This is a genomic window from Chroococcidiopsis sp. SAG 2025 (assembly GCF_032860985.1).
Taxonomy (GTDB): domain Bacteria; phylum Cyanobacteriota; class Cyanobacteriia; order Cyanobacteriales; family Chroococcidiopsidaceae; genus Chroococcidiopsis.
In genome coordinates this window covers 3,818,253-3,831,674 of the sequence record NZ_JAOCNC010000001.1, presented here as the reverse complement: position 1 = coordinate 3,831,674, position 13,422 = coordinate 3,818,253, and the positions used below count along the sequence as shown (strand labels likewise).

Here is a 13,422-nt window from a genome sequence, read left to right as displayed (position 1 = left end):
AGTTTTGTTCTAGTGACTAGTTATTAGTGACTAGTCACTAATAACTAACTACTGAAATGCATTAGGAAAATTCTTGAAATTCGTCTGTCCTTTATAGCCAGAAATTTCTGCTAATTCCTTCAAAGACTTCACACCTGCATATTGTTTACCGTTAATCTCCCAAGTGGGAAAACTTTGAATCTTGGCTGCTTCGCATTCGGGTGCTAGCTTTTTGGCTTTAGGGGGAGCGCACTCAATATGGTTGATATAACTGTAAGCTTCTTTGCCAAATAGCTGCTTTTGTTCGTGACAGTGGGGACACCACCAAGCGATGTATTCTTTAGCTCCAATCTCTTTGAGATGTTTTGCCAGTGCGATTTCTGATTCTCCAGAAGTCGTTGTAATCTGCCAGCCAACTCCCGGAATAGGATCTCCAGCAGGCTCTAGCTGTACTTGTTGTGCAGTAGTAGTATTATTTGGTTTTTCTACGTCCGCATAAACGGCAAGCGTACCAATTAGCGTGACCATTCCTACTATCAATGCTGTAAATAATATTTGCCCTACGTCTTCCCAGGAGCGACCTAATAGTGTCAGGGTTAGCATACTAACCGAGAAGAGTGCTGAGGCGATACAGTACAAGCAAAAGGCATTGATTTTAGCAAATAGCACGTACATTAAGTAGCCGCTAAAAACAGACATGGCGATCGCCCCTGCTAATAGCAGCATCCACGTCACATTCTCCAACTGAGAGCGGAGTGCTTTATTTTGAGTTGGATTAACTGCTAGGGGAGTCAGGGCAAACACGACCATACTCGTATAAGCCAAACAACCGAATAAAGCCAAAGGTAAGCCAAATACAGTTGCCCAAGGACTTGAAAGGACATCCGCGCAGTTAGAACTCGCCTCAGCACCCGCGCTAGCGAGACATCCAGGCGTGCGTCCCATCAACTTTTCTATAGTTAAGTATGCCGTGACCAGCGCCCCCACTCCGGCGATCGCAGCGATCGCGGGGCGAGACCAGCGATGAATCCAAGGTGTAGAACGTCGGCGTATCATAAACAAATGACAAATGATAATTAATAAATGACGACTAATTATTAGCTTTGTCAATCATAACGGAACCTTTTTACGACCCTTGGGCAATATCACAACTCCGTTACATACTCTAGGGATAAGGGAGCAGTTATCAGTGACCAGTGACCAGTTATCAGTGAAGACAGTAGTTATGACTAACCACTCACTACACCCCACACCCTATCACCACGTACCACTCTCTTTGCCGACTTCCGTACGGGCGGGTTTAGAAATCCGCCCCTACCGACTCCCGACTCTCTTCAGACTATCTACTCTCGTAAAACTGCGACGTGCGGCTTCGACAAACTGGCTAACGCGAATCGGATCGACTGGCTGTTCGCGTCGTCCGTGGCGTTTGAGAGAACTAGAAACAATCACTCCATCTGCGGCTGGCATTAAAGTAGAAATATTTTCCCAATCCGCACCGCTGCCAATAAAAACTGGCGTACCGTTGGCTGCTGCTGTCGCCAGTTCTAGGTCTTCTAGGTTGGGCGGGTTGCCCGTTGCCCAACCAGACAGAATCACTGCATCGGCTAGTCCTCGCTCGATCGTATCTTGTACGGCATTGGTTAAATTGGTAGAACTGAGAGGACGAGCGTGTTTTACCAATACGTCCGCAAAGATTTTGACATCGCTACCGAGTTCTCGCCGATAGCGCAAAAGGCTGTGGGCTTGTCCTTCAATAATGCCTTGATCTGTTGCCATCACGCCTGTTAGAACGTTGACGCGAATGAATTGTGCCTGCACGCAACTGGCGATCGCTAATCCACTATGAGCGTCGTTTCGCAATACGTTCAGTCCGATCGGTAGAGTTACTAGCTGTTTGAGCCGCTGTACGATCAGTGTCATGGCGCTGACGACTGCTGGATCGACTCGCTCTTTAACGAAAGGTGCGTCAAAAAAATTTTCGACAATAATTCCATCTACTCCACCAGAAGCTAAAGCTGTAGCTTCCTGTTCTGCCCTGTCAATGACAGCAGCTAAACTCCCACCCCAGCGAGCAGATGTAGGCAGGGGTAATAAATGTACGACTCCAATGATAGGGCGATCGGTTTTAAATGTCTGATTCAGATCCACGTCTTTACAATACTTCGGACGCACTTATTTAGAAGTAGGCTAAGACAAATCATAACTTCTTTCAGTTATCAGTTATCAGCGAGCAGTGACCTCTTCTCACGCACCACGCACCACGCATCACTCAATATAATTTTTGTAAAATATTGTAAATTTTCATTCATTACGCTACTATATAGATTGCATAGGTTGAGCGATTGCATTGACCGCATCCGGTGAGCAGAGAGCCATAGGGGTGTAGCATCAAACGGGAAAGCCGTTTTGGAAGCGATCGCTACAATAGAACGACTGAAAAACCCTGTCTCTACTTACACTTAAATTGATTTCATGGGCAAAAAGCCAACAATTGCATTTTCTCATCTAGGCTGCGAGAAAAATCGAATAGATACGGAACACACGATCGGACTCCTCGTTCAAGCTGGATACGAGGTCGATAACGACGAAGAACTAGCCGATTATGTTGTCGTCAATACCTGTAGCTTTATTCAAGCAGCGCGTCAAGAATCGGTTAGAACAATAGTCGAGCTAGCAGAAGCAAATAAAAAAATTGTCATTATGGGCTGCATGGCGCAGCACTTCCAAGAACAACTGCTAGAAGAGATCCCAGAAGCGGTAGCCGCGATCGGTACGGGAGACTATCACCAAATTGTAAACGTAATTGAGCGGGTAGAAAAGGGAGAAAAAGTAAAGCTTGTCTCGCCCGAACCAACATATATCGCTGACGAAACTACACCTCGATATCGCACGACGACAGAAGGAGTAGCATACCTGCGGGTAGCGGAAGGATGCGATTACCGTTGCGCTTTTTGCATTATTCCTCACTTACGGGGAAATCAAAGATCGCGCTCGATCGAATCAATTGTGGCAGAAGCAAAGCAACTCGCCGCTCAAGGGGTACAGGAAATTATCTTGATTTCCCAAATTACCACTAATTATGGTGTAGACTTGTACGGCGAACCAAAGTTAGCAGAACTGTTAGTTGCTTTAGGTAAAGTCGATGTTCCTTGGATTCGGATGCATTATGCTTATCCAACAGGGTTGACACCGAAAGTCATCGAGGCAATTCGAGCCACGCCAAATGTCTTACCGTATTTAGACCTACCCTTACAACACTCCCATCCTGAAATTCTCCGTGCGATGAACCGCCCTTGGCAAGGTCGGGTCAATGACAGTATTATCGAACGGATTAAAACGGCAATCCCAGAGGCAGTTGTACGGACAACATTTATAGTAGGATTTCCTGGCGAGACAGACGCGCACTTCGAGCATCTGATGCAGTTTGTCGAACGCCACGAATTTGACCATGTGGGTGTGTTTACATTTTCTCCAGAAGAGGAAACTCCAGCTTACAGCCTGCCGAATCAAATTCCTCAAGAAATTATGGATGCAAGACGGGATGCATTAATGGCACTCCAGCAACCGATTTCTTGGCGGAGAAATCAGGCGCAAGAAGGCAAAGTTGTGGATGTTTTAATCGAGCAAGAAAATCCTGAAACTGGAGAATATATCGGACGTTCAGCTCGGTTTTCACTAGAAGTAGATGGTTTAGTCTACGTCAAAGGTGTAGCTAGGTTAGGTTCAATCGTGCCAGTCAAAATTACCGAGGCTGAGCCATACGATCTCAAGGGTGAGGTTGTGAGTAGCTAATAGCGCATAGCTATCGATCGATAACAATCGATAACAAAAGTAGAAAAAACAGAGTAGTTTAGGAGCTTAAATGAATTTATCCTTTGAAAGCTTAGGTCTTTCAGAAAGCCGTATTCAACAATTAGAAAAAATTGGATTCACTACACCAACCAATATACAAGTACAGGCAATCCCTCAATTATTAGCAGGGCGCGATGTCGTTGGCAAATCTCAAACAGGTACGGGTAAAACAGCCGCATTTTCTTTGCCGATTCTAGAGCAAATCGATCCGCAAAATAAGGCAATACAAGCGCTAATTCTCACTCCTACAAGGGAATTAGCCGTTCAAGTTTGCCAAGCAATGAAAAGCTTTGTAGATCGAAGCGAAAGCCGCATTCTAGCTATCTACGGCGGGCAATCAATTGAACGCCAAATTCAGCAGCTCAATCGCGGCGTACAAATTGTGGTTGGTACGCCAGGGCGAGTGATTGACTTACTCGATCGCGGCAATCTTAAGCTAGACAAAGTGAAATTTGTCGTACTTGACGAAGCCGATGAAATGCTGAGCATGGGTTTTATTGATGATGTAGAAAAAATTCTTGCTTCCGCACCAAAAGAGCGACAAACAGCTTTGTTTTCGGCAACAATGCCAAGCGCAATTCAGATGTTAGTCGGGAAGTTTTTACACTCGCCCGTCACAGTTACGGTAGACCAGCCAAAAGCCGCTCCTACTAAAATTAGTCAAGTTGCTTACCTCGTACCGCGTCATTGGACAAAAGCAAGAGCATTGCAGCCAATTTTAGAATTGGAAGACCCAGAATCGGCAATCATATTTGTCAAAACTCGCAAAACAGCAGCAGATCTCACCAGTCAACTGCAAGCATCGGGTTATAGCGCCGATGAATATCACGGTGATTTAACCCAACAAGCACGGGAGCGCCTGCTATCGCGGTTCCGCAACAAGCAAGTACGGTGGGTGATTGCAACAGACATCGCCGCACGCGGTTTAGACGTAGATCATTTAACACACGTTATTAACTACGATTTACCTGACAGCGTAGAAACTTACGTTCATCGGATCGGACGCACGGGTAGAGCCGGAAAAGAAGGCACGGCAATTTCCCTCATCCAACCGTTCGATCGCCGCAAACAGCAGCAGATCGAACGTCACGTTCGCCAAAGCTTGAAAGTTAGCTACGTCCCCACCAAAGCGCAAATCGAAGCGCGGCAAATTGAAAAACTGCAAGAACAACTGCGGGAAGTTCTCTCTGGGGAAAGATTAGCCTCCTTCTTGCCAATCGTGCGCGAACTGAGTGAAGAATACGACGCACACGCGATCGCCGCAGCTGCTTTACAAATGGCTTATGATAAAACCCGTCCAGCGTGGCTCGACTCCGCTGAAGACGACATAGCAGACGAAAAGCGCTCCACTCCCAAGCCTCGCTTAGCCAAACGCGATCGCAACGGAGAAAAAGAGTTTTCCAGCTCAGAAAAGCGCTCAGTTGCTAAACCCAAACTGCGCACGGCACGAGAAAACTAGAGCATAGGGGTTTTAAAGATAAGAGAGACAAGGAGGACAAGGGAGACAAGGAGGACAAGGGAGAAATTCAAGTCCATTATCCAAAATTTCCCGACTCCCACTCTCCCACTCCCGACTCCCTAATAAAGCCAAGGACGAGTCACTTGCTCTAACTGAGTTATTTCTTCGTCCGTCATTTGCCAGCCGAGAGCGCCAGCGTTTTGCTGGACTTGGTTGGCATTTTTTGCACCCGCGATCGCAACTAAGTTACCTTGAGCAATTAACCAATTGAGGGCGACTTGAGCGGGGGTGCGTCCGTGGCGATCGCCAATTTTTTTCAAGATCGAAATCACTGGTTCGATTTTTTGCAAACCTTCTTTGCTAAAACGAGGATCGATCCGGCGTGCGCCTGTGGGCTTCTCGGCACTACTAGCCGTGTATTTTCCAGTTAACAAGCCTTGTGCTAAAGGGCTGTAAGCCAAGATTGTTACGCCTAGCTGTCGTGCCGTGTCGAGAATGCCGTTCGTTTCAATTTGCCGCGTTAAAAGCGAGTAGCGGACTTGATTGCTAGCAAGCTTGACTCCACGGGCTGCCAAAATTTTGTATGCTTGCTGCATTTGTTCTGCGGAATAGTTGCTGACTCCTACTGCCTCAATTCTGCCCCGTTGCACTTCATCGGCAAGGGCATTCATCAGCGTTTCTTGACTCATGAAAAAGCTGAAAGGCCAGTGGACTTGGTAGAGGCTGACTCGCTCCAAACCCAGACGCTTGAGGCTTTCTGTCAGCGCATCAGAGACGGATTGAGCTGTAAATCGCCAAGGTGCGGGACCGAATTTCGTCGCAATTTGAATGGGGCGATCGCTTTGTTGGATGAATTGCCCCAAATACTTTTCTGACGTACCAAACCCGTAAACTTCTGCCGTGTCAAAGAACGTCGTCCCTGCATCCATTGCGGCTTGGAAGGCTACCTGTAGCTGCTTGGCATCCTCCTCATCGCTGCCATAGTTCCAAAATAGTTTGTCGCCCCACGCCCACGTTCCAATGCATAAGGGACAAACAGCAGCGCCATCCTGACCTAATTTGATAGTTTCCAATTTTATCGTACCTATTTACACTTCTTTACACTCTCTCAGTGTAGCGTTGCCGTCGCGATCGCAGTTCTGGCTAAGGTTTATCCTAAAGAAAGCAGAAAATGTATCGATAAGTAGTTGTTTTTATAAAAAATATGGCGAAAAGTAGCTTGTCCGAACGAGAACAGTTACCTCCTAAAATTAATATCCTGACTATGTTCCGGTTAGGCTTATTTCAGATGGGACTGGGGATGATGTCCGTTCTCACCCTGGGAGTCCTCAACCGGATTGCAATTAAAGAATTGGCAATTCCGGCTACCCTAGCAGCAGGAACGATCGCCATGCATCAGTTTGTGGCTCCCTCGCGCCTGTGGTTCGGGCAAATGTCTGATGCCAAAAAGATGTGGAGCAATCACCGCACGGGTTACATTTGGATTGGTGCGGCATTATTTGCGATCGCTGCCTTTCTTGCAGTCCAAGTTATGTGGCAATTGGGCAGCAGTATATACAACCAAGGCTGGAGTTTCGTTACCTATGGTTGGATAGCGTTATTGGCAGGAATCTTTGCTTTGTACGGGCTAGCACTTAGTTCTAGTTCTACCCCATTTGCTGCTTTGCTCGTCGATGTTTCCGATGAAGACAACCGCTCTAAACTCGTAGGTGTTGTTTGGTCGATGCTCATGGTAGGAATTGTGATTGGGGCAATTATCAGCTCCAAACTTCTGCCAGCTGCCTCCACTTGTCAAGAGTCAGCTGTAGGAACAGTATCGCTTTACAGTCAACCCGCTCAACTTGCTACCCTACAAAGCTCGATTAACCGCTTATTTTTCATTTTGCCGGGAGTTGTCACTGGGTTAGCTCTACTATCAACGTTTGGTGTAGAAAAAAAGTATTCTCGTTACACATCGCGATCGGTAGTCGCAGATAGAGAAGACCAAATTACCATATCTAGGGCGCTGAAAGTCCTAACCGCCAGCCGTCAAACGGGTTTATTCTTCACCTTCCTCCTCGCCATGACACTCAGCTTATTCATGCAAGAAGCAGTAATGGAACCTTACGGTGGGGAAGTCTTCGGAATGTGCGTTTCGGAAACTACGAGGCTGAATGCTTTTTGGGGTACGGGTACGTTGCTAGGGATTGGCAGCACGGGCTTTTTAATCGTGCCACGGATTGGCAAGCAAAAAACGACTCAAATCGGCTGTATCCTAGTTGCCCTTAGCGTGGGACTCGTCATTGCATCGGGTTTTACAGCTAATCGCCAAGCTTTACAGGGAGCATTAGTACTATTTGGCTTGGCTTCTGGCGTGACTACCACGGGTGCATTAAGTTTAATGCTAGACTTTACGGCAGCAGAAACAGCAGGGACATTTATTGGCGCGTGGGGGCTGGCGCAGGCATTAGCACGGGCAACGGCAACAGTCAGTGGAGGGGCAATATTAGACGTAGGCAAACAGCTATTTTCAGCCCCAGTGCTAGCTTACGGTTTGGTATTTACCATTCAAGCGTTGTTAATGGTGTTAGCAATTTGGTTACTCAGTCGCGTAGATGTAGTCGAATTTCGCAGCAACGCCAAAAAAGCGATCGCTTCAGTATTTGAAAACGAATTGGATTGATAATGGGTAATGGGTAATGGGTAGTTGGGAGGAGCGAGGAGCGAGGAGCGAGGAGTGAGTCTTCTATTTGTCCCCTTATCTCCCTTCCCCTTATCTCCCTTGTCCCCTTGTCCCCTTATCTCCCTTCCCCTTCTCTCTCGATCCCTCACTCCTCACTCCTCACCCCTATTCATGACTGACTTTTGGACGACGATTCTCGATTTTGCCGCTACCACCTCCCAGAGGGTAGGGGCGCAACTGATGCAGGATTTCGGGCAGGTACAAGCCTCTCAGAAAGCTGATGGTAGCCTCGTTACCCAAGCAGATAAATGGGCAGATCGAGAAATTCAAGATGCGATCGCCTCTAACTTCAACGGCTATGGTATTTTGAGCGAAGAAGGAGAGACAATTTTTCCCGATGCTGAATGGTGCTGGGTTATCGATCCGCTTGACGGGACGACAAACTTTACGCGGGGAATTCCCATCTGGGGTATTTCTTTAGGACTGCTGTACCGAGGTACACCTGTTTTTGGCTACGTCCACTTACCACCACTAGGACAAAGTTTTCACGGCTTTTGGGCAGGAGATTCGGGGCTAGCAACACCTACAGGTGCATTTCTCAACCATCATCCGATCCATGTTAGTACCGATGTGGCTAGCAAAAATCACTTTTTCAATCTCTGTTCCCGCAGCACTGCTGTCATGCAATCTAGCTTTCCCTGCAAAATTAGGATGCTGGGGGTTGCCAGTTACAACTTTCTCACCGTTGCTGCGGGGGCTGTACTGGGTGGGGTAGAAGCGACACCGAAAATTTGGGATTTGGCAGGGGCTTGGGTAATTTTACATGCAGCTGGAGGAACTTGGGTAGAGCTGCGATCGCAATCTATTTTTCCTTTATTACCTGGGAGGGATTACAGCACTATCTCTTTCCCCTCTCTTGTCGTCAGTCGTCGCGAACTGATTTCTGTATTTCAACCCTTCTTAGAATCTTTAAAATAAAGCACTAATTCACTACAGATAACGTGAAATCTTTAAATAAATACTCCGTCAAACTACGGATGAAGCGCTAAGATGTACCAGAAGCCGTACATTACTTAACATATGCACGTCCATCCGTCTGCCAGCAATTCAACTATACGTAGTCTGCGCCAATTCTTAGTTAAAAGTGCGCCATACATTGTTATTGCTAGCATTCTTCTTGTGGTTGTTGCCACTCTTTTCCCTTTCAATTTTTCTAGGGATGAAGGTGGCTCTCTCAGATATTTTTTTAGCAATTTCAAACATTCTAGTCATTTGGGCGATAAGATTAAGAATATATTTTTATTTATTCCATTTGGCTTTGGTCTCACCTGTTTTTTGCAAGCAAGAAAGCTCAATTTATTATTTAAATTAATTTTAGTTGTCGTTCTTAGTTTTAGTTTATCTTTTGCTGTAGAAACGCTTCAAATCTTCTTGCCTTCTAGAGAGACTTCACCTGCCGATCTCTTCACTAATAGCTTAGGTGGATTTATTGGATTTTTATGTTTTTACATCTGGAAATTTAAATTTGTTAGTTATATTTTAATTTTAATTGAAAAAAACAAAAATCGGTTTAGTTTTCCACTAGTGGCAATTGCTTTTTTAGGTTATTTAGCTACATCTATCCTGTTTACAGTTCCGTTACAATCCGCCAATAACTTAAGTACTTGGGATTTAAATTATCCTCTCATATTGGGCAACGAACGTACGGGCGAACGTCCTTGGGAAGGATTTATTTCAGAAGTGGCTTTTGCAGATAAAGCGTTTTCTTCAGCAGAAATAGAGCGCGTGTTTGCTAGCCGAAACTGGTGGAATAATGTAGATACGCCTTTGATAGGAAACTATCAGTTAGATAGACAAAATTACAGCGATCGCACCGGAAACTTGCCCGATTTGAGCTGGCGAGGGCAACTACCAGAAATAACAGACGATCGAGGAGTCCTTCTAAGCGATCGCCATTGGCTACAAACAGATACTCCTGTAAATCGACTTAATCAAAGATTACAAGAAACTTCCAAATTCACAATAATAATAACAATTGCAACTGCTAAGTTTCAACAAAAAGGACCAGCTCGAATTGTTTCTATTTCAGATAGTAACGGTAGGCGCAATTTTACTTTAGGACAGCAAGGCAATAATTTAAATCTGCGACTGCGAACACCGATCAATGGTGTTAATGCTCAGTATTTAGACACAAACGTGCATAACGTTTTTACAGATAAACAGTTTCACAAGCTAGTTATAACATATGCTAATTCAGGGTTGCATGTCTATGTAGATAACTTACAAAACCGATACAATATTAACCTTCTAGAAGTATTACCAAAAGAAGATCGAATTCTTTACTACGGCTTGACATTCATTCCTTTAGGAGCGCTATTAGCAGTTGTTATTACTTTAGCGAAGAAACGATTTATTCGTTATACATTATTTTATGTTGGTATATTGTTGCCGACTCTTATCGTAGAAATGATATTAGCAACAAGTAGCGGCAGGAGTCTTGAAATCGCAAATATTTTGTTTGGCATATTAACGATCGCCTCGACAACCTTAGTTTTGAAGTTACAAATACCTTTTTGGCTGAGAAATAAAGTTTTAAGTTACGCTAATTACAAAAACTTCTAGTAGGATGGGCAACGTCCACCTGACATTTGAATCTCACCGATCCAAATAAAGACTAATGCCAAATATAATCTGCTATTGGTTGGTAAGAATTAGCAGCAGTATTTTTAGGAGGACTTAACAACACAGAAACCTGTGGAAATCGCTGATGCATTCTTCTAGCTACGCGGCTAGGAATACCATAACCATAAATAATATGTCCTTGCCCAGCAATCACGGCAACTTGATGCTTAGGATTAGCTTTCGCAAACTTAGCAACTTCTGCTGCCATAGTCTCATCCCATAAAACCTGAGCTAAAAAAAAGCGATCGAAACCGCTACTATTACCTCGATTGGAATGTTGATGCTGTTCAAAAGTTTTGGCTAACATCTGACGGTAAGCAGCATTATCAGTCCGAATTTCTGAAGCAGGAGGAATAATTTTTTGCTGCTGAGGTGTGAGACTATCTAAACCTGCTTTTGCCACTTGACGAGTAATCTCAGAAGGAGTGTTCACAGCTAAAACCAACAATTGCTTCTCTTTCGCGAATCTGAGTATAGGCGCATAAGATTCCCAAGAATATCCCCATCTTTGCTCGTATTCAGTTTGTTCTATCAACTCTTTTTCAGTTAACTTACCAGCTAAATAGCTGTCGATCGCATCTTGATATGGTATTTGAAACATCTCCATCGCGATCGCAACTTGAGGATTTCTTTTTTGTAACTCTTGAATTATTTTTAACTGAATTTTGCGATCTCGGTCGCAATCGTGAGTTTCTCCCAAATATAGCACATCTGCTTTTGCTAATTCTTGTAAAGCCCTTGACTGAGTAATCGTAACGTCCTCTATACTACAACTTTGATTCTGAGTAGAGACATTTACCTTAGAGAAGTCTGGTACAATAATTTGTGGACGACAATTGTTGACTGTTTTTTGAGCATTTACAGACCAATTGCAAATCAAAAAAATACTTAACACGCAACTCAATAAATAAATCAGATTTTTAATCAACTGTCTCATCATCTGAATCTATCTCGATCTATTCATAAAAAAATACAGACACCCTTTTGCGGTCTTTCTTAGCGCCTTCGCGTCTTTGCGCGACATTAAAATAAATCTCAGCTTTTACCAACCAGTTATCAGAATGAAAGGACTCTGGCTCGAAAACAACCAATTACAACTGCTTACAGATCTCCCCTCCCCCGAACCTTCTCCAGGAGAAGCCTTAGTGCGCGTTCTACGAGCGGGTATTTGTAACACCGACTTAGAACTGATCCGGGGTTACTATCCTTACACGGGGATTCTAGGTCATGAATTTGTTGGCGTAGTCGAACAAGGACCCACTCATCTAGTTAACCAAAGGGTAGTAGGAGAAATCAATGCTACCTGCGGTCAATGTCGGTTCTGTCGCAACGGACAGCCAACCCACTGCGAAAACCGCACCGTATTGGGAATCGTCAACTGTGATGGAGCCTTTGCCGACTATCTAACTTTACCAGCCACAAACCTACACCCCGTCCCAGACAATGTTTCTACGGAAGCTGCTACATTTACCGAACCGATTGCCGCAGCATTAGAAATTCAGCAGCAGGTGCAAATTCAGGCAGCAGATCGCGTGTTAGTAGTGGGAGATGGTAAATTAGGGCAGCTAGTCGCCCAAACCTTAGCTTTAACTGGTTGCGATTTATTAGCTGTAGGCAGACATCAGGAAAAACTGGCTAACTTAGAAGCAAGAGGGATTAAAACAGGCTTAGCTGAAACCGTAACCGACAGATCTTTCGATCTTTCCGTCGAGTGTACGGGCAATCCAGCAGGATTTGCGATCGCCCGTCGTGCGTTGCGTCCTCGCGGTACGCTAGTACTCAAAAGCACCTATGCAGGTAACTTGAGTTTTGACACTTCCGCTTTGGTTGTAGACGAAATTACCCTCATCGGTTCCCGTTGCGGACCTTTCCCCGCCGCCCTAAATTTACTCGCCACTCAAAAAGTAGACGTTCAACCGCTAATTCACGCTCGTTATCCGTTGAGTCAAGGACTAGCCGCCTTTGAACGCGCTCAAACACGCGGTGTGATGAAGGTCTTGTTAGAAATGGATCGAGATTGAGCTAATTTAGTACAGCAAGGGATTGGTTTTCGCTTGGTAATCCATGCAAGTAATTGCTGCCTCGGTATTAGCAATCGTAGGTTGTACCGTACATTTCAGTCGATAATCTCCTGTAAAAAATTGACAATTCGTACAGGGAATTTGGTGCAATTTTTGACTGGTAGCTACACTGTCTCGCACGGCGCTATAGAGACTCCAAACGATTAGAGCTACAATTGCCCAAGCACTAACAAAGCAAACCGGAACTAAAATTGGTTGGATAGCCTGAATGACAAAATAGATGAATTGCAACACAAAAACTCCAAAAAGCAAAAAACTGAGAACGTAAGTACGAGTATTTGTCTGTTTGATGACTTGTAGAAAATTCTACAAAAAACAGCTTGAATTCACACTCCTCCCTATGTTGGGTTTATATAGAAATTAAGTAGCTTTTGACACAAAGCTGTCAGTTATCAAGCAGCAGGGAGCAGGGAGCAGGGAGCAGTGACCAATGACCAACTTAACGTAAAACTACTGAGACATTAGGCATGACTTCACAAATAAAATAAATTCCTCAGTAAAAATGCGCTTGGAGCGATCGCAATAAAGAGGATACCTTGTGTCCAGTTGCGTTCCTTTATACCAACGATAGTCACTTTAGGGGATTGCCTGGGAAACGGGAACGATTGTTTCTCCTTTCCCCTTTCCCTTTAATTGCTGACTTGCTATCTTTATGAAAAACTTAGGCTCTCCTGGTAGGTATGAGACGAGCCGCGCTACCTAGA

Annotated in this window: 11 protein-coding genes; 6 read left to right on the top strand and 5 right to left on the bottom strand. The window is 44.8% G+C overall.

Annotated elements, in window-relative coordinates:
- Nucleotides 1–48: 48 nt before the first annotated feature.
- Both N4J56_RS18565 and btpA read right to left on the bottom strand, forming a co-directional pair.
- On the bottom strand, nt 49–1,035 hold the full coding sequence (locus tag N4J56_RS18565; RefSeq protein WP_317107788.1) for a vitamin K epoxide reductase family protein: 987 nt from the start codon (nt 1,033–1,035) through the stop codon (nt 49–51).
- Nucleotides 1,036–1,293: 258 nt separating this feature from the next.
- Entirely contained in the window at nt 1,294–2,130 is an 837-nt protein-coding gene (gene btpA / locus N4J56_RS18560; RefSeq protein WP_317107787.1) for a photosystem I biogenesis protein BtpA, read from the bottom strand.
- A gap of 324 nt (nt 2,131–2,454) precedes the next feature.
- Here btpA and rimO point away from each other — a divergent pair, with 324 nt between their 5' ends.
- Both rimO and N4J56_RS18550 read left to right on the top strand, forming a co-directional pair.
- Complete coding sequence (gene rimO / locus N4J56_RS18555; protein ID WP_317107786.1) at nt 2,455–3,774, top strand: 30S ribosomal protein S12 methylthiotransferase RimO; 1,320 nt, start codon at nt 2,455–2,457, stop codon at nt 3,772–3,774.
- A gap of 70 nt (nt 3,775–3,844) precedes the next feature.
- Nucleotides 3,845–5,293 carry a DEAD/DEAH box helicase gene (locus N4J56_RS18550; protein ID WP_317107785.1) on the top strand — a complete coding sequence of 483 codons (1,449 nt, stop codon included), beginning with the start codon at nt 3,845–3,847 and terminating at the stop codon, nt 5,291–5,293.
- Nucleotides 5,294–5,412: 119 nt separating this feature from the next.
- On the opposite strand, the gene N4J56_RS18545 is transcribed toward N4J56_RS18550, so the two are convergent.
- Nucleotides 5,413–6,366, bottom strand: a complete 954-nt coding sequence (locus N4J56_RS18545; protein ID WP_106548190.1) for an aldo/keto reductase — start codon at nt 6,364–6,366, stop codon at nt 5,413–5,415.
- 131 nt (nt 6,367–6,497) lie between these two features.
- Between N4J56_RS18545 and N4J56_RS18540 the strand changes: the two genes are divergently transcribed.
- The 3 genes from N4J56_RS18540 to N4J56_RS18530 all read left to right on the top strand — a co-directional run bounded on the left by N4J56_RS18540 (nt 6,498) and on the right by N4J56_RS18530 (nt 10,577).
- Nucleotides 6,498–7,955 carry a BCD family MFS transporter gene (locus N4J56_RS18540; protein ID WP_317107784.1) on the top strand — a complete coding sequence of 486 codons (1,458 nt, stop codon included), beginning with the start codon at nt 6,498–6,500 and terminating at the stop codon, nt 7,953–7,955.
- A 171-nt stretch (nt 7,956–8,126) separates the two neighbouring features.
- Nucleotides 8,127–8,933 (top strand): inositol monophosphatase family protein, encoded by an 807-nt coding sequence (locus N4J56_RS18535; RefSeq protein WP_317107783.1) that lies wholly within the window; start codon nt 8,127–8,129, stop codon nt 8,931–8,933.
- Between the two features lie 201 nt (nt 8,934–9,134).
- A complete protein-coding gene (locus N4J56_RS18530) occupies nt 9,135–10,577 on the top strand; it encodes a VanZ family protein (protein ID WP_410500354.1) in 1,443 nt (480 codons plus the stop codon).
- Between the two features lie 52 nt (nt 10,578–10,629).
- Here the strand turns inward: N4J56_RS18530 and N4J56_RS18525 are convergent, their stop codons facing one another.
- On the bottom strand, nt 10,630–11,577 hold the full coding sequence (locus N4J56_RS18525) for a ChaN family lipoprotein (protein ID WP_317107781.1): 948 nt from the start codon (nt 11,575–11,577) through the stop codon (nt 10,630–10,632).
- A 121-nt stretch (nt 11,578–11,698) separates the two neighbouring features.
- Here N4J56_RS18525 and N4J56_RS18520 point away from each other — a divergent pair, with 121 nt between their 5' ends.
- Entirely contained in the window at nt 11,699–12,658 is a 960-nt protein-coding gene (locus N4J56_RS18520) for an MDR/zinc-dependent alcohol dehydrogenase-like family protein (protein WP_317107780.1), read from the top strand.
- A gap of 6 nt (nt 12,659–12,664) precedes the next feature.
- Here N4J56_RS18520 and N4J56_RS18515 read toward each other — a convergent pair whose 3' ends face one another.
- Nucleotides 12,665–12,952, bottom strand: a complete 288-nt coding sequence (locus N4J56_RS18515; RefSeq protein ID WP_015155487.1) for a hypothetical protein — start codon at nt 12,950–12,952, stop codon at nt 12,665–12,667.
- Nucleotides 12,953–13,422 lie beyond the last annotated feature (470 nt).

What these genes read in the sequence shown, in the direction of transcription:
- N4J56_RS18565 (WP_317107788.1), bottom strand. Translation starts at nt 1,035, where the DNA reads ATGATACGCCGACGTTCTACACCTTGGATTCATCGCTGGTCTCGCCCC.
- rimO (WP_317107786.1), top strand. Translation starts at nt 2,455, where the DNA reads ATGGGCAAAAAGCCAACAATTGCATTTTCTCATCTAGGCTGCGAGAAA.
- N4J56_RS18550 (WP_317107785.1), top strand. Translation starts at nt 3,845, where the DNA reads ATGAATTTATCCTTTGAAAGCTTAGGTCTTTCAGAAAGCCGTATTCAA.
- N4J56_RS18540 (WP_317107784.1), top strand. Translation starts at nt 6,498, where the DNA reads ATGGCGAAAAGTAGCTTGTCCGAACGAGAACAGTTACCTCCTAAAATT.
- N4J56_RS18535 (WP_317107783.1), top strand. Translation starts at nt 8,127, where the DNA reads ATGACTGACTTTTGGACGACGATTCTCGATTTTGCCGCTACCACCTCC.
- N4J56_RS18525 (WP_317107781.1), bottom strand. Translation starts at nt 11,577, where the DNA reads ATGATGAGACAGTTGATTAAAAATCTGATTTATTTATTGAGTTGCGTG.
- N4J56_RS18520 (WP_317107780.1), top strand. Translation starts at nt 11,699, where the DNA reads ATGAAAGGACTCTGGCTCGAAAACAACCAATTACAACTGCTTACAGAT.